12 protein-coding genes are annotated in these 21,498 nt (G+C 69.5%); 10 read left to right on the top strand and 2 right to left on the bottom strand.

Features of this window, described 5'->3' with window-relative positions:
- Positions 1-22 precede the first annotated feature (22 nt).
- From ACGH48_RS00260 to ACGH48_RS00280, 5 genes are all read left to right on the top strand, one after another.
- The gene (locus ACGH48_RS00260; protein ID WP_396289748.1) at positions 23-2,572 is read left to right on the top strand and encodes a glutamate--cysteine ligase; all 2,550 of its coding nucleotides are present in this window, start codon (positions 23-25) and stop codon (positions 2,570-2,572) included.
- A complete protein-coding gene (locus tag ACGH48_RS00265; protein ID WP_396289749.1) occupies positions 2,572-4,365 on the top strand; it encodes an N-acetylglutaminylglutamine amidotransferase in 1,794 nt (597 codons plus the stop codon). Before ACGH48_RS00260 ends, ACGH48_RS00265 begins: the two co-directional genes overlap by 1 nt.
- Positions 4,365-6,299, top strand: a complete 1,935-nt coding sequence (locus ACGH48_RS00270) for a S9 family peptidase (protein ID WP_396291145.1) — start codon at positions 4,365-4,367, stop codon at positions 6,297-6,299. The genes ACGH48_RS00265 and ACGH48_RS00270 overlap by 1 nt, the downstream gene beginning before the upstream one ends.
- An 84-nt stretch (positions 6,300-6,383) precedes the next feature.
- Positions 6,384-7,286, top strand: a complete 903-nt coding sequence (locus tag ACGH48_RS00275) for a GNAT family N-acetyltransferase (RefSeq protein ID WP_396289750.1) — start codon at positions 6,384-6,386, stop codon at positions 7,284-7,286.
- Between the two features lie 93 nt (positions 7,287-7,379).
- Positions 7,380-10,739, top strand: coding sequence for an SdrD B-like domain-containing protein (locus ACGH48_RS00280; RefSeq protein ID WP_396289751.1), 3,360 nt, complete (start codon positions 7,380-7,382; stop codon positions 10,737-10,739).
- Positions 10,740-10,808: 69 nt separating this feature from the next.
- Here the strand turns inward: ACGH48_RS00280 and ACGH48_RS00285 are convergent, their stop codons facing one another.
- Positions 10,809-11,711 (bottom strand): aminoglycoside phosphotransferase family protein, encoded by a 903-nt coding sequence (locus tag ACGH48_RS00285; protein ID WP_396289752.1) that lies wholly within the window; start codon positions 11,709-11,711, stop codon positions 10,809-10,811.
- Positions 11,712-11,842: 131 nt separating this feature from the next.
- Here ACGH48_RS00285 and ACGH48_RS00290 point away from each other — a divergent pair, with 131 nt between their 5' ends.
- Both ACGH48_RS00290 and ACGH48_RS00295 read left to right on the top strand, forming a co-directional pair.
- Positions 11,843-12,820, top strand: coding sequence for a matrixin family metalloprotease (locus ACGH48_RS00290; RefSeq protein WP_396289753.1), 978 nt, complete (start codon positions 11,843-11,845; stop codon positions 12,818-12,820).
- 118 nt (positions 12,821-12,938) lie between these two features.
- Positions 12,939-17,513 carry an RHS repeat-associated core domain-containing protein gene (locus ACGH48_RS00295; RefSeq protein WP_396289754.1) on the top strand — a complete coding sequence of 1,525 codons (4,575 nt, stop codon included), beginning with the start codon at positions 12,939-12,941 and terminating at the stop codon, positions 17,511-17,513.
- A 624-nt stretch (positions 17,514-18,137) separates the two neighbouring features.
- Here ACGH48_RS00295 and ACGH48_RS00300 read toward each other — a convergent pair.
- Entirely contained in the window at positions 18,138-18,530 is a 393-nt protein-coding gene (locus ACGH48_RS00300; protein ID WP_396289755.1) for a hypothetical protein, read from the bottom strand.
- A 183-nt stretch (positions 18,531-18,713) separates the two neighbouring features.
- Here ACGH48_RS00300 and ACGH48_RS00305 point away from each other — a divergent pair, with 183 nt between their 5' ends.
- The 3 genes from ACGH48_RS00305 (at position 18,714) to ACGH48_RS00315 (ending at position 21,494) form a co-directional block, all read left to right on the top strand.
- Positions 18,714-19,430, top strand: coding sequence for a GntR family transcriptional regulator (locus ACGH48_RS00305; RefSeq protein WP_396289756.1), 717 nt, complete (start codon positions 18,714-18,716; stop codon positions 19,428-19,430).
- Positions 19,431-19,521: 91 nt separating this feature from the next.
- Positions 19,522-20,544, top strand: a complete 1,023-nt coding sequence (locus ACGH48_RS00310) for a sugar phosphate isomerase/epimerase family protein (protein ID WP_396289757.1) — start codon at positions 19,522-19,524, stop codon at positions 20,542-20,544.
- Positions 20,541-21,494: a 3-hydroxyacyl-CoA dehydrogenase family protein gene (locus ACGH48_RS00315; RefSeq protein WP_396289759.1), complete on the top strand. Its 954-nt coding sequence runs from the start codon at positions 20,541-20,543 to the stop codon at positions 21,492-21,494. Before ACGH48_RS00310 ends, ACGH48_RS00315 begins: the two co-directional genes overlap by 4 nt.
- Positions 21,495-21,498: the final 4 nt, after the last annotated feature.

Below are 21,498 nucleotides of genomic sequence, written 5' to 3' on the forward strand. Positions count from 1 at the left end.
CCGCCGCGCGTAGGTTCCAGCCATGAGTGCAGAGCTGACGCTCGGCGCCGAGGAAGAGCTGCACCTCATCGACCTCGAGTCCGGCCGACTTTCCGCGAAGGCCCCGCGCCTTCTGCCCAAACTGCCCACCGACCGCTTCGGCGCCGAGCTGCAGCGCACGACGATCGAGACGAACACCCCGGTGGTGCGGACCCTCGACGACCTGCGGCGGGTGATCGTCGACCTGCGCAGTGAGCTCAGTGCCGCGATCGCCCCGGCCGGGGTCACGATCGCCGCCGTCGGCACCGCGCCGAGGTCGGAGTACGCCGACTTCGAGCTGAGCGCCGGCGGTCGGTACGGCCGGATGCAGGAGCAGTACCGGATGCTCGTCGACGAACAGCTCATCTGCGGCCTGCAGGTGCACGTCGGGGTGAGCGACCGCGACCTGGCGGTGCTCATCGCCCAGCGGGTGGCGCCGGTGCTCCCGTCACTGCTCGCCCTGAGCGCGTCGAGTCCGTTCTGGAACGGGCAGGACACCGGGTACGCCTCGTTCCGGAGCATCATCTGGCAGCGATGGCCGTCGGCCGGCAGCTTCGGTCCGGTCGCCGACGCCGCCGAGTACGACCGGGTGCTCGACGACCTGATCGCCTCGGGCGTGATCGCCGACAAGAAGATGGCCTACTTCGACGTGCGGCCGTCGTCGCACGCGCCGACGCTCGAACTGCGGGTCTGCGACGCGACCCCGGTGGTGGACGACGCCGTGCTCATCGCCGGACTCTTCCGCGCCGCCGTGCGCAAGGCCGAGAAGTCGGTCGTGTCCGGCGCCGAGTGGCACCCTCGTAGTGAACCCCTGCACCGTGCGGCGATGTGGCAGGCCGCCCGCTCCGGGTTGAGCGGGGAACTCGTCGGCCTCGGACAGCACCCCGAACGCCTGCCCGCCGAGGTCGCGGTGCGCCAGCTCGTGTCCCGCCTGCGTCCGGAGCTCGAGGAGCTGGGCGACTGGGGCACGGTGACGGAACTCCTCGACGCGACCCTGGCCCGCGGCAACTCCACCGACCGGCAGCGCACCGCCTACGCCGAGCGCGGGGAGCTGGACGACGTCGTCGCCCTGGTTGTGGAGGACACCGCGGGGCTCCCGTCCGGACGCGACGAGGATCCGGTGGTCCCGATCCCCGGGTACCGCGTCCGTGCCGGTGACGAAGCGGTCGGCCCCGGGGCGCGCCCCCGTCCGGCGTTCCGCGACCTGGCGGCCTTCTTCGACGGCTGGGACGCCGAGACCGCGATCGAGCGCTGCACCGCCCGCGACGTCTGGACCCGCGAGCACCACGTCGGCTTCGTGGTGGACGGCGGGGCGCAGGCGTTCGGCTGCGACCTGGTGCCCCGGACGATCAGCGCGTACGAGTGGTCGCAGCTCGAGCGTGGCCTGGGGCAGCGTGCCCGCGCGATCGAACTGTTCTTGCGTGACGCGTACGGCGAGCGGCGGATCGTGGCCGACGGCGTGCTGGACGCGGACCACTTCGTCGGCGCGAAGGGCTGGGACCCGGACGCCACCCGGCTGCCGGCGACCGCCGTCCGTGCGCCGGTGCTCGGGTTCGACCTGGTGCGGAACGAGTTCGGCGGCTGGCGGGTGCTCGAGGACAACGTCCGCTCGCCCTCGGGCGTCGCGTACGGCATCGCCCTGCGCGAGCTGATGGACGACGTCGTGCCGGACGCCCCGCGGCCGGCGCACCTGCGCGACCCGCACGGCGTGATCGACCGGCTGCGCCGGACCCTCTGCGCGAACACCACCGCGGTGACGGGCGCGACCGACCCCGTGATCGCGCTGGTCAGCGACGGCCCCGCCGCTGGCGCGTGGTTCGAGCACCGCAGGCTGGCCGACGGGGCCGGGTTGCGCCTCCTGTCCGGGTCGGACCTGGACGTCCGTGACGGACGCGTTGTCGACGCGACGACGGGCGACGTGCTCGACGGGCTGTACCTGCGGATCGACCGCGACGTCAGTGCGCTGACGGCGGAGCACGCTCCCGACCTCGGTGCGCGGATCCTCGACGCGGCGGAGGCAGGCCGCGTCTACCTGGCGAACGCGCCGGGCAACGCGCTGGTCGACGACAAGGCGATGTACGTCACCGTGCCGGACCTGATCTGGTACTACCTGGACGAGAAACCCCTGCTGGCATCGGTGCCGACGTACCGCACGAGCATCGAGGTGGAACGGCTGTCGGTCCTGGACCGCGTCGGGGAACTCGTCACGAAGCCGGTCGACGGCGAGGGCGGGCGCGGGGTCTTGATCGGACCGAGCGCGAGCGCCCCCGAGGTGGCCGAGCGACGGCGTGAGATCGCCGCGGACCCCGCCGGGTGGGTGGGGCAGGAGGTGGTGCAGCTGTCCTCGCACCCGACGATCGGACCGGCCGGTCTCGACCCGCGGCACGTGGACCTGCGGGCCTTCGTCTACGCGACGGGGACCGGACCGGACGACGTGCACCTGGCCGACGTGGCCCTGACCCGCGTCGCTCCCGAGGGCAGCATGGTCGTCAACTCGTCGCAGGGCGGCGGCGCGAAGGACACGTGGATCGTCGGGACGACAGGGGAGCGCTGATGTGTGGACTCGCGGGTGAGATCCGGTTCGACGGCCGAGCGCCGGACGTCGGGGCGGTTGCCAGGATGACCGGCTGCATGACGCACCGCGGCCCGGACGGTGACGGGCTCTGGGCTCGCGGGCCGGTCGCCCTCGGGCACCGCCGGCTGTCGATCGTCGACCTGTCCACCGCGGGCGCGCAGCCGATGGTGCTGGCCGAGGCCGGGCTGACGATCGCCTACAACGGGATGGTCTACAACTACCGGCAGCTCCGCGACGAGCTGCACGGCAAGGGGCACCGGTTCGCGTCGACATCGGACACCGAGGTCATCGCCGTCGCCTACGCCGAGTGGGGCACCGCGTTCGTCGAGCACCTGATCGGCATGTTCGCCATCGCGATCTGGGAGCACACCAGCGGTCGGCTGGTCCTGGCCCGGGACCGGCTCGGCATCAAGCCGCTCTACGTCGCGCCCGTCCCCGGCGGGCTGCGGTTCGCGAGCTCCCTGCCCGCGATCCTTGCGGGAGACAGCGGGTCGGGTGTCGACACGTCCATCGACCCCGTCGCCTTCGCCTCGTACATGAGCTTCCACTCGATCGTCCCCGCACCCCGCACGATCCTGTCCGGCGTCGGCAAGCTCCCGCCCGCCACCGTCCGGGTGATCGAGCGCGACGGCACCGCCCGCGACACCGTCTACTGGGAGCCGCGGTTCGAACGCGACCCCGCCAAGGCCGACTGGACCGACCGGGACTGGGAGCAGGCGTTCATCGGCTCGCTCCGCACCGCGGTCGAGCGGCGCATGGTGGCCGACGTCCCCGTGGGCGTCCTGCTGTCCGGCGGCATCGACTCGTCCCTGGTCGTCGGGCTGCTCGCCGAGGCCGGGCAGCAGGACCTCGCCACGTTCAGCATCGGCTTCGAGGCGGCGGGCGGTGAGTCCGGCGACGAGTTCGAGTACTCGGACCAGGTCGCGGAGCACTTCGGCACCGACCACCACCGCATCCACATCCCCTCGTCGCGCCTGCTCGACGGCATCGACGGTGCGGTCGCCGCGATGAGCGAGCCGATGGTCAGCCACGACTGCGTCGCGTTCTACCTGCTGTCGCAGGAGGTCTCGCAGCACGTCAAGGTCGTGCAGTCCGGCCAGGGCGCCGACGAGGTGCTCGCCGGCTACGACTGGTACCCGCCGCTCGCCGACGTCCCCCGCGACCAGGCCGCCGAGGCCTACCGTTCCGTGTTCATGGACCGCCGCTGGCCGGCACTGCAGGGGCTGCTCGGGGAGCGTTGGAAGAGCGACGACGACACCCCGTCGGCGTTCGTCGACCGCGAGTTCGCGCGTTCCGGAGCGGAGACGAGCGTCGACGCCGCGCTCCGCAGCGACACCACGATCATGCTCGTCGACGACCCGGTGAAGCGCGTCGACAACATGACGATGGCGTGGGGGCTCGAGGCCCGCGTGCCGTTCCTGGACCACGAGTTCGTCGAGCTCGCCGGTGCGATCCCACCCGAGCTCAAGCTGTCGGACGGCGGCAAGGGCGTCATGAAGCGGGCGTCCCGCGGCATCGTCCCCGACAGCGTCATCGACCGCAGCAAGGGGTCGTTCCCGGTGCCCGCGATCCGCCAGCTCGAGGGTCCGTACCTGGAGCGCGTCCGTGACGCGCTGCACGCACCCGAGGCGCGGGAGCGCGGGCTCTTCGACCCGGGTACGGTCGAGCGGATGCTCCAGGACCCGAACAGCACGCGGACCGAGATCGGCGCGAACGCGCTCTGGCAGCTCGGCCTGATCGAGATGTGGTTGCAGCAGCAGGGGGTGCGGTGATGCAGCCGGGAGGCGCGGCGAGCGTCGCGTCGTCGGCCGACGTCCGTCCCTCGGTCACCACCAGGGCAGCGGCCGACCTGGGTGAGCGGCTCGCCGCCGCCTGGGGGTCGTGGGGCCCCACCATGACCCGGAACGCCCGGCGCGTGGCGTTCGTCTCCGACCGGCACGGCACCCCCGAGGTGTTCGTGCAGGACGTCGTCGTCGACGGCGAGGTGCCCGAACCCGTCCGGATCGCGCTGTCCGACGACCCGGTGATCCGGGTGTCGTGGTCGTCCGACGGGGAGTGGCTCGCCGTGGCCATCGCGACCGACGGCGGCGTGAAGCAGCAGGTCTGGGTGGTGCGGCCGGACGGCACCGACGCCGCGCAGATCGCCGGCTCGCGGTACCAGCACGCCGAACTCGGGCCGTGGAGCCGCAGCGGGCACCGGGTCGTCATCACCCTGCCCTCGACCGAAGCCGACCAGCCGGCCCGCTCGTACCTGGTCGACCCGGTCTCCGGCGACCGCGACGACCTGGCCGTCGGCGAACTCATCCACATCCTCGACCTGTCGGTGGAGGAACGGCTCGTCGTGCTGAGCGACGGGCAGCGCGGCCAGGAGTTCGTCGTCGTGGTCGACCGACTGACCGACGAGAGCCACGCCCTGTTCGCCGACGACCCCGACGGGTCCGCTGACATCGCGTTCCTGCGGCCCTCGCCCGCGAGCGAGACCAGCCCGCTCGTCGCCTACGTCGCCACCGAGGCCGGACTGCCCCGCCGCGGACTCGTCGCCCAGCCCGTCGGACCCCACGGCTGGCGTGGCACGCCCCGGCGGATCATCGAACGCGACGACGCCGAGCTCGAGTACCTCGACGCCGACGACGCCGGCCGCACGCTGCTGCTCGTCTGGAACGTCGACGGGCGCAGCGAACTCGACCTCATCAACACCCACGACGCCTCGCGGACACCGGTACCCGACCTACCCGGGTACGTGGTCACCGACCCGGTCCTCAGCCGCGACGGACGGAGCGTGCTGCTCGCCGTCGAAGGACCCACCCGACCGCGGGAACTCTGGCGGCTCGACACGAACGCACTCACCTGGAACCGGGTCACCGACGTTCCCACACTGCCCGACGTGCCGCTGGTCGAGCCGACCCTCGAGCGGTTCACCGCGCGTGACGGACTGGAGCTGACCGCCTGGCTGTACCGGGCGGTGGAGCCGGCCGCGTCGTCGGCGGATACCGATGGCGCGACGCAGGACGTTCCTCCCGGCCCGCGCGCAGCGCTCGTCCACCTGCACGGCGGACCGGAGTCGCAGGAGCGACCCACGTTCTCGCCACAGCACCAGGCGCTCGCCGCCGCCGGGGTGACCGTGTTCGCCCCGAACATCCGCGGATCGTCCGGCTACGGACACGAGTTCGTGCACGCCGACGACCTGGCGTTGCGGTGGAACGCGCTCGCCGACGTCGTCGACTGCGCGCGGTTCCTGGTGACCAACGGGTACGCCGAGCGGTCCCGCGTCGCCGTCGAGGGGCGCTCGTACGGCGGGTACGCGACCCTCGCGTCGTTGGCGTTCACGCCCGACGTGTTCGCGGCCGGGGTCGCGGTGTGCGGGATGAGCGACTTCGCGACCTTCTACCGGGACACCGAACCGTGGATCGCCTCGGCGGCCGCGACGAAGTACGGACACCCCGTCGACGACGAAGCGCTGCTCGCGGCCCTGTCGCCGATGCGTGCCATCGACGACGTCACGGCGCCGCTGCTCGTCGTGCACGGCGAGCTCGACACGAACGTCCCCGTCGGCGAGGCGCACCAGGTGGTCGCGGCGCTGCGGGAGCGGTCGCACGACGTCGAGTACCTCGAGCTCGCGGGTGAAGGGCACGAGTACCGGCGGGCGTCGTCGCGGGCGCTGCTGGTGCGGCGGATGGTGGAGTTCGTGGCGGCGCGCTTGGCGTGAGGCGCCGGTCGCGGGTTCTCGGAGGGGGCGTCACGGGGTGCAACGATGCGCCGGCGGCGCTCGCCGCGGGCAGAGAATGGTGGGATGACGACGACTGCGCTTATCCGGCCCGGAGAGGTCCTCGTGACCTCGGCAGCGGACGTCGAGCAGGTCGTGCAACGCGCCACGAACCAGTACGCCTCCGGGGTCGTCGCGGACACCACCGGGTGGGCGGACGGCGATCGTCGGCGGATCGAGGACCTCGGGTTCCGGGGCGGCGATGCCCGCGGCGAAGCGCTCCGGACCCTCGACCTGACCATCGCCGACGACGGCACCCCGACGCGCGTGCTCGACGCGCCCGCGATGGCCGCGCTGAACAGCCACCATGCGCGGTTCGCCGAGCGGCGCGGTGACGTGGTCCGCTACCAGACCGACGTGTCGGTGTGGACGGGCATCCCTGCGCGGCCCACGCCGCAGGACTGGGAGGACGTCCAGGCGCTGCTCGGGCCGGGCGGCATGCTCGGCGTGGGCGCCGCTGCCGTCCTGCCGTCGGGGTGGGAGCTCGTCGAGGGCGCCGGGGGCGTACAGCTCACCGGTGAGGCGATCGAGGGTGCGCCGGACCCCGAGGCCGTCGTGCTGACGCCGGACGACGTGCCGGAGATGACCGCCCTGGTGGAGCGGACGAAGCCGGGGCCGTTCCTGCCGCGCACGATCGAGCTCGGCACGTACCTCGGCATCCGACGCGACGGTCGGCTCGTCGCCATGGCGGGCGAGCGCCTGCACCCGCCGGGGTGGACCGAGATCAGCGCGGTGTGCACGGACGAGGCGTACCGGGGGCAGGGGTTCGGGCGTCGGTTGGTGCTCGCCGTCGCGCACGGGATCCGGGAGCGGGGCGAGATCCCGCTGATGCACGCGGCCGCCGGGAACACCGGGGCGATCGGGCTGTACCAGCACCTCGGGTTCCGACTGCGGGACCGGGGAGCGCCGCGGTTCGTGCGGGTGCCGTGAGCTGCGTTCGGCGAGGCCTCGGCAACTGATGTACGGGAATGTCACCGGTGGAGTATCGTCTGCGGAGACCGTCATCGTCCTCCGGGGAGAGCCTTGCCATCGAACCTGCCTGTTCGCCCGATCGCCGCACTGTTCGCTGCTCTGAGCGTCGTCCTCGGAACTGCCGGACCAGCCGCGGCTGCGGCCGCTGCCGTCGCCGAGACGACCATCGGCCTCCGGGTCGCCGTCACGAAGGACGGCAACGGTCCCTTCACCGCGAACGACGGGCCAGGTGGTGACGCGAACGACTCGAACGGGATCGTGCGGACGCTCGATGCGGTCACGTACACCGTGACGACGAGCGCGAACGGCGGGCCGAGCATCGGCCAGCGGTTCGTCCTGACCGCACCGGCCGGCACGACATGGGCGGGACTGCCCGCATCGTGCACGGCCGAAGGGTCCCGTGTCGACGGTCGGGAGCTGCACTGTGGCATCGGTGACCTCAGGGAAGGTCAGGCGATCGCCGTGCCGGCCGTGCTGGACATCTCGAGCGACCTGCAGAACGGCGACGTCATCGACGTCACCGCAGCTGCGACCGCTGACAACTCGGGCAACGGTGTCGTCGAGGCGGACGCACCACGCACGACCGTCTCCGCGGCAGCTCGGTACGACCTCTCGAAGAACATCAACGCCTCGGTGCTCACCCCCGGGTTCACTGGTCCGGGGGGCGAGCGGGGGATCCGGCTGGTGTACCCGATCGCCGTCACGTGGGAGCCCGTCGTCCCCGGACAGGGCCTGCTCGGCTTCGAGAAGAGTGTCGGCCCGATGACCTTCACGGACGACCCGTCGGAGATCCTCGGCGACCTGCCGTCGCGTGCCCAACTGTGGAACGGTTCCGCACCCGCCTGCGGGGTCAACGAGGTCACCGAGTGGCGGATGTCGAACCTCCCGGGCGGTCGGGGTGGGGGAGCGCGGAACGTCGTCGACTCCGGAACGATCGAGTGCTCGCAGGCGGCCCCGGGCGACGACATCGACGTGACCATCTCCGGGACCGTCACGGATCCCGCCCGCGTGCCGACCCAGTCCGTCGGCGGCGGCCCGATCGCCGGTGGCGACAAGGCGTACTTCGTGTCCGGCTACATCAGCGTGTGGATGCCCTACCCGCCGACGGGCACGTCGGTCGTCTCCGTGAACGAGTACTCCCCCCTCCAGACGACCTCGGCCAGCGGCGCGCAGAACTACCCCGGCTCCACGGAGCCGATGGCGAACAACACGGCGTCCCGCAACATCGTCGAGCTCGGCCCGGGGAGCGCCGGCAAGCGTCTCTACCGCGCTGTGGGTGGGACGGTGGCGGCGGGCTCCGCGAAGGCGGGTGATCCGTGGGCGACGAAGGGCGACGTGCTCCGCAGTGAGGTCACCGTGCACAACGACGGCATCGGGGAGTACCGCGGCACGATCCTCTGCGACACGTTCGACCGCACGACGCAACGTCTCACGCGAGCCGGGACCGAGCAGCAGGCTGCATGGGTCGCGGGCCTCGCCGACGGGGAGATCGAGTACGCGGCGTACGACATGGGGTCCGCGGCGAGTGGGCAGCAGCAGGCCTGCGGCGACGCCGACCTGGCGTGGTACGCCGATCCGGACGACGTCCCGGGCGGTATCGCCGGCGTCGGAGCGGTCCGCGCGACGGGGGACGTCCTCGGTGGGACCTGGGCCGTGCTCTACTCGCGCGTCACGGTCGAGGGAGCGACCGACGGCACTCGTGCGCACGACTTCGGACACGTCATGTTCGGTGACCACGTGACGACCTGGACGCACGACACCTCGGTGCCCGAGGTCGGAGCCGGCGGCTTGGCGGACAGCGTCCTCATCACGGAGAACCTCGCCCGGACGACGAAGAAGATCGTCGATCCGGGCCACGACGCCGGGACCACCCCCGACCGGACGAGCTTCACGGTGGCGGGCACCACACTCGAGTACGCCCTCTACCCGACCCTGACCAACGGCAACACGACGGGTCGGCCCACCACGGTGACGGTCCGCGATGTGCTGCCGCTGCACAGTCAGTACGTCCCCGACAGCGCGTCCGTCCGACCAACGGTGATCGACACCGTCGCGGACGACGCCGGGAAGGACCACCAACGTCTCACGTGGGAGTTCTCGGACGTCGAGCCCAACGTCACCATCGATCCGATCACGTACGAGGCGCACGTTTCCGCACTCGCCCCAGCGGGCCCGATGACCAACCGGACGAGCATCTCGTCCCCCTCGGACAAGTCCGAGCAGTTCCGGCGCGAGGCCGAGCGTGCGGTACAGATCGTGAACACCGGTGGCATCGGTGTGGAGAAGCGGGCGACCGAGCCCGTCGTGGCCACCGGTGACCCGCTCGAATGGGAACTGGGCTACACCAACACCGATGCGTCGAACGTCCACGGCCTGGATCTCATCGATGTCCTGCCGTACGTGGGTGATCCACAACGATCGGACTTCCACGGGTCGTTGGCGCTCGCTGCCGGCGTGGCCGTCGACCGATCTGCGGGTGAGACCGTGCGGTACACCACCGCCGAACCGGGCTCTGTCTCGCTCGACCCGGAGGACCCGTCCAACTCACCTGGTGGCTCCACCGTCTGGTGTGCTGCGGAAGACTTCGGGAAGTCGGGGTGCGCATCGTCCTTCTCGGCGGTGACCGCGTTCCGGATCGAGCGGACGAGTGCGGTCCAGCCCGGCGCGACCGTGAACCACCACCTCTCCCTCGTGACCACCGGCCAGCAGGACGGTGACACGTACGTGAACCGATTCGGGCTGCGCGCGTCCAACCTCGCGCTCCCGGTGCGGTCGAACCCGGCGAGCATCCGCGTCGCGTCCGGCGCCATCGGTGACCTCGTGTGGACCGACACCGACCGCGACGGCCTGCAGGACGACGACGAGCAGGGTCAGCGGGGTGTCGGCGTCCACCTGGCTGGCACTGACGACCGCGGTGACGAGGTGTCCCTCGACACCGTGACGGACGCCGACGGGACGTACTCGTTCGACGGGCTCCGCCCAGGCGCCTACGTCGCGACGTTCCGTGCGCCCGACGGCAGGCAGTTCACGCGGGAACACGTCGGCAACGACGACGCGGTGGACTCCGATGCGGACGGAGACGGTGTGACCGGCACGGTCGTCCTGGATTGGATCCACACACCGGAGGGGGCGAAGGACGTGATCACGCGTGACCAGACCGTGGACGTCGGCATCGTGCCCGCAGAGGAGACCGTCTCGCCGGAGGTCCCGACCAGCCCTGCGGACGGAGCCGGACCGGGTTCCGCTGCCGGCCCGGCCGATCCCGGTCCTGGGACCGCTGCCGACCAGATCGGGGGACGACTCGCCTTCACCGGGAGCGGCCCCGTCGTCGCCGGCATCGTCAGTGCGCTGTTCCTCGTGCTGATCGGCTCCGCCGTGCTCCGGAGGCGACGTCGCGCAGTGCAGCGCTGAGACGGTCGATCGCCCACGAGGCCGCTGCTGACCGGGGGGAGGGCGTGCTCGGACCCGGGTTCGGAACGGTCAGAAGGCGGCGAGGGCGTGGCGGAGCATGTCGTGTCCCTGCGCCTCGAAGCCCTCGTCACCGACGGCGTGAGCCCAGGTCGCGGTGCCGACGGCCTCGCGGAGTTGGAGCCATCGCCAGGCGTCCGGCTCGCGCGGATCGTGGCCGTAGCCCGCGAAGAACGCCGCCTCGAGGGCGGGATCGTGCTGCCAGTGGAGCACTGCGAGGCGGGTGAGGTCGAAGGATGCCGGGCGCCAGCCGAACCGGCCGAAGTCGATGACGCGCAGCCTGCGGGCGCGGATGCGGCCGTCGTTGTCGGCGTTGGTGTCGTCGTTGTCGACGTTGTCGACGATCCAGTTGCGTGGGTGGAAGTCGCCGTGGGTCGGGACCAGGGGTTCGTCCGCGTGGTCGGTGGGGAGCATCTCGAGCGCCGCGCGGGTCCGGGCGACGACGGCTGCCGAGATCCGGTGCGGGGCATCGAGCGCGCGGAGGGCCTTCGCCTGTTCGTGCAGCAGGAACGTCGGGTCGTGCCGGATGCCCTGGTCGTGCAGGCGCCGGAGGACTGCGCCGGCCTGCCGGTGGACGTCAGGGGCGTGCTCGTCCGCGGTGCCGAGCGCGAGGTGACCGGGGACGCGTTCGAGGACGAGGACACGGTGCCCTTCGTCGGCGGACACGAGGGCGCCGGCGTCCCCGGCAGTGCGCAGGGCGTCGGTCACGGTCCGGTGGGCCTCGAGTTCCCGGGGGAAGTGGGTGTTGTCCTGGCCCGAGGCCTTCACGGTGTAGCTGTCGTCGCCGGCGACGACGTGCAGGACCCTCGTGTCGAGCAGACCCCACGAGTCGTCCGCCACCAAGACCGCGTCGGGGAGCGTCCGGAACACGAACGCGATCTGGTCGTCATCGAGTCCGGTGTCGCCCCACTGCATGGCGGCACGCTACCCGGTCCGCTCTGCGCACCGCGGCCGTTCTGGGGGCTTGTCGGACCTTCCGCTCCCTCGGACACTGATGCAGCCGTCCGCCACCGTGGTTCGGGTGCGGTGTGATCAAGGAGGGCGCAGTGCGCACGTCATCGAAGGCCGCAGCCGCGGTCGCACTCGGGTTCGTCCTGACGGCGGTCTTCGCCGCACCGGGGATCGCCGGAGCGCCCAACTGCCGAGGGGACAGCATCTCGGTTCACGACCTCGCCTCCGGGTGCCACGGCGGCTCTGGTGTGATCGCGCTCGACGACGGCCGGACCTTCGCGGTGCCCGCCGCGGGCGTCACGCTCACCGCCGCGCCCGTCGCCGAAGGGGACACCGACCCCGGTGACGTGGTGATCGCGAACCGTGGTGCCGCGGGCATCGCCGTGCAGGTCGACGAGGTGTGGGCCGGATCGCCCACCGCCGTCCGGCAGGAACGCGCAGCCCAGCAACGGCGAACGCTCGGGGCGACGATCCGTGACACCGTCTCGCACGGCGGCGCCACGACGTCCGCGAGCTGCGGGAGCAAGGCGTACGTGCTGACCGGCGCGCACTGGGAGTCCCCGGTCCGGTGGCGGTACAACCCGAGCGGGGCGAAGGTGTTGAACGTCGCAGCGATCCAGCGCGGCGCCGAAGCGTGGACCGGCACGATCACGGCGTGCGGTCAGACGGTCCGGTCGACCGCGGCCCAGGAGTACCTCGGCACCGCGACGCAGAAGCCTGCGGTCACCGCCGACGGGGGCTGCGGGACCTCGAACCGGACGAGCGTCATCGGGTGGGGCAAGTTGCCGTCGAAGACCCTCGCGCTCACGTGCATCTGGTCCTTCACGGATGGGGTCGCCTTCGAGACCGACCAGCGCTACTCGACGAGCCACCGGTGGGGATCGACCAGCACCTGCTCGGGCAACCGGTTCGACCTGCGCGGCATCGCGACGCACGAGTGGGGGCACTCGTACGGGCTCGGACACACGGCGCAGAAGTCCGGGCTCGTGATGAAGCCGTCGTCGACCGTGTGCGACACGGCGCAGCGGACGCTCGGGCTGGGGGATGTGCGGGGGATCGCGGCGTTGTACTGAGCGCTGCTTTCGTCCACTCGCCCGTATCGGCGCGCCGCCCGTCGTTTCGACCCCCACATATGGGGGTGCGGTGCTGAGTGATGCTCCGTAACGTGCTGTGGAGTTGCACAGTGCAGCCATGGGGGCTGTGCGCTGGTGCGACGTGCTGAGGGGTTCTTTTCGCGTGTTCGCTGCGTCGTTGTCTGGTCGTGTCCGTGGAGTTCTGCTGGCGGTGGTGACGTTGGTCGCGCTGTTGGGTTCGTTGCTGGTGGTGGTGTCGCAGCCGACACCGGCGCAGGCGGCTGTGACGGGGACGGGCGGGCAGTACGTGCCCATGCCGTCGAATGCCCGGGTGCTCGGTGGTGGCACGTCGAAGGGCACCTACCGGACTGTCAAGGTTGCCGGGGTGGATGGTCTGCCGTCGTCCGGGATCGGTGCGGTGACGATGATGGTCACGATCGTCGCCCCGGCCGGGCAGGGCCAGCTGTTCGGTCGTCCGTCGTCGTCGGATCCGTCGACGCTGCTGATGGTCTACAACGCCGGCGTCGGTGGGAACACGTCGAACTCGAGCCTGCTCGCGGTCGCCGATGACGGCACGATCCAGGTGATGACCGAGACGGCGCAGTCGACCGTGATCATCGACATCACCGGTTACTACACGTCGACGAAGAACGGCGTCTCGGCGGGTGGCTTCGTGGCGATGTCGCCGGCGCGCGTGCTGGATTCCCGGGACGGTACTGGTGCCGCAGCTGGGCAGATCCCGGCGGGATCTCAGCGCACCATCCAGGCGAGCGGATCGAACGGTATCCCGGCGGGTGCGGCGGCGGTCGCGGTGAACATCGTCGTGATCAACCGTGAGGCCAAGGCCGGTTACGTCCGTCCCACGCCGACGGATGGGGTCCGCAGCACGGGTGTCCTGAACTACAACTCCACCGCGGGTCTGACGACAGCGATGAACGCGCAGGTCGCACTGAACTCCGCTGGGAAGTTCAGCCTCAGCACCGCCGAGGGCGGCGGGAAGATCGACCTCGTCGTCGACGTTCAGGGCTACTTCCTGCAGTCCAACCCGGGTGGCGGTTTCACACCCCAGGCCGGCCGGCTCGTTGACACCCGGACAACGGCCAGCATCGCCGCGGGTGCGTCGTTCGCGGTGCAGGTTGGTGGTCGCGCTGGTGCTCCGACGGTCGAAGGTGGACTCTCGGCTGCTGCGGTGACGTTCACCGCAGTGAACAACAGCGGTGCGGACTCCTACGCGAAGATGTGGGCTGACGGGGCAGCGGAGCCAGACTCCTCAGCGATCAGCAGCGACACGACCTCGATCGTGTCGAACACCGTCGTCACACCGGTGGGCGCGAACGGGAACATCCGGATCAAGAACATGGGCAAGGCCGCGATGAACTACGTCGTCGACCTGCAGGGCACCTACAACTCGCTTCCCGGTGGCCCGTCCGACACGAATCGAACCGGTCAGCGGACGTCGGCGACGACGCTGCCGTTCCCGATCACGGACCAGACCAACGCGTCCGTCGATGTCGGAACCGGGAACCTGCTGGTCACCACCTCGGCGATGTCGTTGCCTGGGGCGACGAGCTCGACGCCGATCGGTGCCGCGTACAACTCGCGCAGCACCACCGTCGGGGACGTCAACACGATGGATGCGAACCGGTGGCAGTACAGCCTCGCCGGGGCAGGGGATCTCACCGCCAATGCCGACGGTGTCATCTATACGGACGCTGTCGGTACGGCGTGGCAGTTCCGTCCGTCCGGGGCGCAGGGTGCGTTCATCAGCCCGGCCGGTCTGCAGCAGACCCTGACCCGGACGACCCCGGCGGGTGAGAGCCCGCAGTACCAGCTGAAGGGCTGGACGACGAACCAGACCACGGTGTTCAACCTTGCGGGGCAGCCCACCAAGGTGAAGGACCGCAATGGCAACATCGTCGACTTCAGGTTCGACACGGACGACCGCTACAAGCTGACCAGCCTCGTCTCCACCGCTGGCACAGCGGCGCAGAAGACTGCGACGTCGTCGTACGCGAACCGGACGCAGACGTACACGCAGGGCTCCGGGTCGAGTGCCCGGTCGGTGTCGTGGACGAAGAACAGCACCGGCGACATCACGACGTACACGGACGCGCTCGGCAAGAAGACCACGTTCGGGTACACCAGCGGTGACCTCACCTCGATCACGGCGCCCGAGGGTGGTGTGACGGCGTTCACGTACGACTCGTCCGACCGCGTCACCAAGGTCGAGCAACGCAACACCACCGCCGGTTCCCCGGGCACCGCTGTGACGCGGTTCTCGTTCAAGGACGACACCACGACACTGGTCGCCGACCCGCGGTCCGATCAGTCGGCTGCTGTGGCGGATGCCAAGCGCACCACCTACACGCTCGACGGCAACGACCTGGTGACGAACGCCGTTGATCCGGCCGATCGGGAGCGGGGCCGCGAGTACAACCCGGCGAACAACGGCGTCGCCACCGCCACCGTCGGCAAGGAGGGCGGCACTGGGACCTCCGCTCAGTCAAAGTCGACGAACGACTACGGCAAGAACGAGAGCCAGTCCTTGACGAAGAGCACGAGCAGCTCCGGAGCATCGTCGTCCGCGACCTATGACGCGCCGGGGGCTGCGAACAAGTACCTGCCGTCCTCAACCACTGACTCCGCTGGTGACAGCACGTCGTACGGGTACAGCGGTGTCGGCAACCAGACCTCCACCAGCACGGGCTCGGGAGCAGACGCGGCGAAGGCGGAGCTCGACTACAACTCTGACGGCACCGTCAAGACTGCGACGGCCCCGGGCAACGGGGGGAACCCGACGAAGTACGAGTACGAGAACAAGCAGCTCAAGAAGGTCACCGCACCGAACAACCCCTCGAGCAACACCGACATCATCGGCGCCAAGGAGTACACGTACGACGCGTTCGGACGTGTCCGGACCGAGACCGACGGTCGCGGGAACACGACGACCTACGGGTACGACAACGACGACCGAACCACCTCGATCGCCTTCAGTGACGGCACCGCGACGGTGACCAGGTCGTACGACGGAAACGGCAACCTCCTCACCGAGACCTCCGCCACCGGCACCATCACCAACACGTACGACCAGCGGAACCGCCTCACCTCCACGGTGAACACCGCCGGTGGCGGCACGGTCTCCTACGGTTACGACCTCGCCGGCAACACCGTCACGGTGACCGACGCGCAGGGGCAGGTGACACACGCGTACGACCCGTCGAACGTGCTCACCGCGACGACGTACCCGACCACTGCGGGTACGGCGAAGCAGGTCTACCTGACGGACGACCACGGCCGCCGCACCAACACCTGGCTCGGCGCCCCCAGCAACGCGACCCCCGGGGTGGAGCCAGCGTCGTGGACGGGGCACCAGCAGGTCGAGTACGACTCCTCCGGCAAGATCACCCACATCAAGGCGTGGACCGGCAAGGACACCACGCTCGAGGTGAACACGAAGTACTGCTACCAGTTCGAGGCGCCCTCCGACGGCACCTGCGACGACAGCGACAAGTCCAAGGACCGCAGCAAGCTGCAGTGGACCCGCGACGGTTCCGGGCAGGCTACGAAGTACGGGTACACCTCCGGTCGACTGACGAAGATCACCCAGTCCGGCGGCGACACCCCAACCAACTGGGCGTTCACCTACGACAAGGCCGGCAACCGCACCCGCGCCACCGCAACCAACGCCACCACCGAAGCGACGGTCAGCGACCAGCAGCTGAGCTACAACGCGCTCGGCCAGATCACCACCACCGGGTACGCGTACGACAAGACCGGCAACATGACCGCCTCGCCCGGTGCGACGTACACGTACAACGGTGCGCAGCAGATGACGTCATCGACGAAGGACGGCAAGAAGACCACGTACGAGTACGCCGGCGCGGACATGAACAAGCTGCTCTACCAGGCGACCGATGGGGGAGCGGAGTACGGCTACACCTATGGCACATCCGATTCCAACGGTGTCCCCGTGATCGCCGGCCGCGAGCTCGTCGGCACCGGCACGGCTGCGGTGATCAGCGACCCGACCACGGGCCAGCCGCTGGATCTTCGGACCACGGACGGCACGACGAGCATGTACGTCCTCGACGGGATCGGGAACCCGGTCGCCTCGATCGCGGACACCGGCGACGTGGCTTACAAGGTGACCTACGACGCCTACGGCAAGGAGCAGGTCAGCGACGACGGCGGCAGCAGTGCGCAGTGGCAGCAGAACCCGTACGGATACAAGGTTGGTATCCGCGCCAGCAACACCGACACCGAACTCACGAAGTTCGGCTACCGCTGGCAGTCCGCCGGTACCGGCACCTGGATCGAACGCGACACCCTCGATGCCCCACTCAGCCCTTCCGATGCCAACCGCTACGCGTTTGCAGGAGCGGACCCGATCAACCGGTCGGATCCCACGGGTAGATCTGTGGGCGGCGCAGTTGCAAGTGGCGTGGTGAACGGTCTGGGTGTTGCTGCTGGCGCCGTGATCTGCGCCTCAACTGGCGGGCTTGGTTGCCTACTTGGGGGCGTTGCTGCGGGTGTCTTCTTCGGCGCTGTCGGAGGAGTTGCCTCCGAAGCTGTCGAAGGTGGCAACGACTACGGGACGAGCGCTCTCGAAGGAGCGGTGGAAGGCGGCGTCTCGGGCCTCGTCGGGGGCGGACTTGGTCTGGCCGCGACCCGTTTCCTCCCGACCCGGCTGTAAGGAATATCGTTGTGGATATGACCCTCTTTTGGTTGATCTGGGCAGCATTGCTAGTTGTTGGCCTGTTTGGCGTATTCCTTCTACTGCTCAGTGCAAGACGCACCGTGCGAGCTGAGGGATTTGGGCGAGGTAGGATGCACCGCGGACCGGGAGCTTCCGCCTATTGGTCAGGCTTACTAATATTGGTTGCCGACGTTGTCATCATATTTGTGTTCGCATACGCGTTTTCCGCATGAGAGGGTGCGGATCTCCAGGCGTGGAGCAGACCGGCCGTCACTAGCTCGAACTTCAACCGGTTCCCAGAGATCAGTGGCGGGGAATTCGTCTGGAACGGCACAGATGCGGTCATTAGCGACCCGACGTTTGGCCAGCCGCGGAACCGGCGGAGCGTGCGAGGGCACGTCGAGTATCTATGTCCTCGGGAACCCGGTCGCAGACTTTGGCGGTCGGGGGCAGGTCTGTCACTACGTTTGCGGTGGAGTTACGTTCTCTGTCGATTCAGGCGGGCACACCGGTCTCACCTTCTCCCTCGGGGCAGGAAGCCCGGGTGTCGGCGGATCAGTATCGAGCAGCAGGGGCAACGTAGGGACCGGCTACTCAACGCCTATGTGTAGTGCTACTGTTTCACAATCGATTCGGCCGAGTTGGTAAATACTGTGGCATCCTTTCTGTTGCGACGATGACTGTACTCGCTGCAATTCCAAAGGATGGGAATTCACTTCCGCCCTGGCTGTTCGTAGTCTTCGCCGTCGTCATCATTGGCATCGCGCTCACGTTGTTTCTTCGGCGTAAGCGGTAAAGGGAGAATTGTTCGAGTTGATTGAGCGCGACCCGCCGGGGGAACTGGCGGAACCGGGAATGAACGACATGAATCTTCTCGCGATCAACCCTCCTGGTCCCGACGGGGGTATCCCCTTCGGGGTTTGGATAGCCGTCGTGGCTGTCATCATCGTGATCGGTACCGTCACGGCGATAAGGCGCAGGCGAAAATGAAAACCGCGGAGGGTTGATCTGCACCTGATGATCTTGCTTGTTCTGACGCTGGGCATCGGGGCGGCCTTCGTGCCACTTGCCATCGGAGTATCCGCCTCCAGCGCCAGTAGGCGGCAAGGGCGTTCCTCGAGCAATCAGCAGGTCCCGTGGCCTGAATGATCGTTCGAGGTGCCGGTCGCGACATCGTGGATTCTCTAGGATCGACACATGTCGACGACCATGCCCGGCTTCGGGACCGAACGCATCGCGCAGCTCGGCCTGCGTGACCGCGTCTACGACCGGGTGCTCGAGGTCCTGATGGGCCACGACGTCGAACCCGGCATGCGACTGTCGATCGACGGGCTCGCCCGCACCCTCGGCGTCTCCCCGACCCCGGTGCGCGAAGCCCTCGTGCAACTCGAACGCACCGGCCTCGTCACCCGCGAGGCGAACAAGGGCTACCGGGTCTCCCCACCCCTGGCCGGCGACCAGCTCGAGGCACTGTTCGACGCGCGGCTCATCGTGGAGAGCGGCGCCGTCGAACTCGCCGCACGCGGAGACGTCGACGCCCTGCGGGAGCGGCTCAGTGCGGCGCTCGACGAGCAGGCTGCGGTGGCCGACGAGGTCGCGGCGGTCGGTGCGGCTGAGGCGTCGGAGGAACTCATGGCCCGGTTCTTCCGGAGCGACTGGCAGTTCCACCAGCTGATCTTCGATGCCACGCGGAACCCGTTCCTCGAGGAGATGTCCGAGATCATCACGACGCGGGTGCACCGTATGCGGCAGATCGTCGAGGGTGGCGGGGACGACACCGACCGCGCCGTGCACGAGCACCGAGCGGTGGTCGATGCCCTCGCGGTCGGGCCGACCGAAGCAGTGGCGGCGATGCGGCACCACATCGACGCTGTCCGGCTCCGGTCGCGCGAGGACGCCTCGCACACGAGCTGATCCCGCAGGGGTTGCGCTCTGTCGAGGTGCGAGTATCTTTCCTATAGGAAAGAGGTTCACAGGCGAACCCCGACATGCGAAGGAGCATTCCGTGATCACACCGCAGGACTGGGTCGACCAAGATTGGGACCCCACAACCTGGACGTCGGACACCTGGCCGATCGCCGCCTGTCTGCACGGCTTCGCGCAGGTCACGCGCGACGGTGCCGCGTTCCACGATGCCTCGGCCGAGGCCTGGGACGACGTGTTCGCACAGATCGAGGCCGCCGGGTTCTCACTCGCCGAGCTCGCCGACAGCCACATCCGCCCCGCGGACCTCGAGCGTTCCCGTCGCGACGAGCTGTTCGCCGTCGCGAAGGCGCACGGCATCGGGATCCCCTCCGTGCACCTGCAGCGCAAGAGCGTCATCCAGCCCGGGCACGAGGACGAGAACCTCGCCTACGCCCACCGCACGATCGACGCGGCGGCCGAGTGGGGCATGCAGGTCTTCTCGACCGGGCTGCACCAGCCGTTCTCCGACGCCCAGAAGCGCGCGCTGTGGTTCTGGACGGCGCCGGGCCCGAAGGACCCCGACGACCCGGAGGTCTGGAACGCCGCGGTCAAGCGCCTGCGGGAGCTCGGCGAGCACGCAGCGAGCGTCGGGCTGCCGATGGCGCTCGAGCTGTACGAGGACACGTACCTCGGCACCGCCGACAGCGCGGTCCGCCTGGTCGAGGAGATCGGGCTCGACAACGTCGGGCTGAACGCGGACGTCGCGAACCTCATCCGTCTGCACCGTCCCGTCGAGGACTGGCGGGAGCTCTTCGCGAAGACCATGCCGCACACGAACTACCTGCACGTGAAGAACTACACGCGTGACGAGGCCGGCGACGGGAGCTGGGCGACGAGTGCGCCGAGCACCATGGAGACGGGCCTCATCAACTACCGCCAGGTCCTGCGCGACGCCGTCGCCGACGGGTTCCGCGGGATCGTCATGACCGAGCAGTACGGCGGGGACAGCCTCGGCGTCTGCGCCACCAACCAGCAGTACATCCGATCCGTCCTCGCGACGACGAAGCTCGACGCGACGGCGACCCCGACTGCAGCAACCAGCACCGAAGGAGCAATCCGATGAGCACCCTCGACATCGCCGTCGTCGGGTCCGGCTACATGGGCGGCGGGATCGCCCAGGTCCTCGCCCTCGCCGGCCACACCGTCCGGATCGCCGACGTCTCGGCCGAGATCGCCCAGCAGAACCTGGAGCGACTGCTCGGCGAGACCGCACAGTTCGTCGCCGACGGGCTGTTCCCCGAGGACGCCGTCGAACGGGTCCGCGCACACCTGAGCGCCGCCGAGTCAATCGAGGCCGCCGTCGCCGACGCCGACTTCATCGAGGAGGCCGTGCCCGAGAAGATCGAGATCAAGCACGCGACCCTGCGCCGCATCAGCGAGGCCGCCCGCCCCGACGCGATCATCGGCTCGAACACCTCGACGATCCTGATCGAGTCGCTGGCCGAGGCCGTCGTGGGCCCGGAGCGGTTCCTCGGCGTGCACTTCTCGAACCCGGCACCGTTCATCCCCGGCGTCGAGCTCATCCCGCACCCGACCACGAACGAGCACGCGATCGAGGTCGGCGAGACCGTCGTCGCCGCGACCGGCAAGCAGTCGGCGCGGGTGAAGGACTCGACGGGCTTCGTCCTGAACCGCCTGCAGTACGCGTTGTTCGAGGAAGCCACGAAGATCGCCGACGAGGGCATCGCCACCCCCGACGACATCGACACCATCGTGCGGACCACGTTCGGGTTCCGCCTGCCGTTCTTCGGCCCGTTCGCGATCGCCGACATGGCCGGTCTCGACGTCTACGCGTTCTGCTTCGAGTCGCTGCAGACCCGTTGGCCCGAGCGCTTCGCCACCCCGCCGTCGCTGCAGCAGCACGTCGACGCGGGCGAGCTCGGCACGAAGTCCGGCGCCGGGTACCTCGAGGTGCCGGCCGACCGGACGCCGGAACTCGTCGCCTACCGCAACAAGGCCTACGTCGCGATGCAGAAGCTGCTCGACGACCTCGGCCCGGCCCCGATCCACTGAGCGG

The organism is Curtobacterium pomorum, assembly GCF_044497295.1.
Taxonomy (GTDB): domain Bacteria; phylum Actinomycetota; class Actinomycetes; order Actinomycetales; family Microbacteriaceae; genus Curtobacterium.

What these genes read in the sequence shown, in the direction of transcription:
- ACGH48_RS00275 (WP_396289750.1), top strand. Translation starts at nt 6,384, where the DNA reads ATGACGACGACTGCGCTTATCCGGCCCGGAGAGGTCCTCGTGACCTCG.
- ACGH48_RS00315 (WP_396289759.1), top strand. Translation starts at nt 20,541, where the DNA reads ATGAGCACCCTCGACATCGCCGTCGTCGGGTCCGGCTACATGGGCGGC.
- ACGH48_RS00265 (WP_396289749.1), top strand. Translation starts at nt 2,572, where the DNA reads ATGTGTGGACTCGCGGGTGAGATCCGGTTCGACGGCCGAGCGCCGGAC.
- ACGH48_RS00305 (WP_396289756.1), top strand. Translation starts at nt 18,714, where the DNA reads ATGTCGACGACCATGCCCGGCTTCGGGACCGAACGCATCGCGCAGCTC.
- ACGH48_RS00285 (WP_396289752.1), bottom strand. Translation starts at nt 11,711, where the DNA reads ATGCAGTGGGGCGACACCGGACTCGATGACGACCAGATCGCGTTCGTG.
- ACGH48_RS00295 (WP_396289754.1), top strand. Translation starts at nt 12,939, where the DNA reads ATGGGGGCTGTGCGCTGGTGCGACGTGCTGAGGGGTTCTTTTCGCGTG.
- ACGH48_RS00260 (WP_396289748.1), top strand. Translation starts at nt 23, where the DNA reads ATGAGTGCAGAGCTGACGCTCGGCGCCGAGGAAGAGCTGCACCTCATC.
- ACGH48_RS00270 (WP_396291145.1), top strand. Translation starts at nt 4,365, where the DNA reads ATGCAGCCGGGAGGCGCGGCGAGCGTCGCGTCGTCGGCCGACGTCCGT.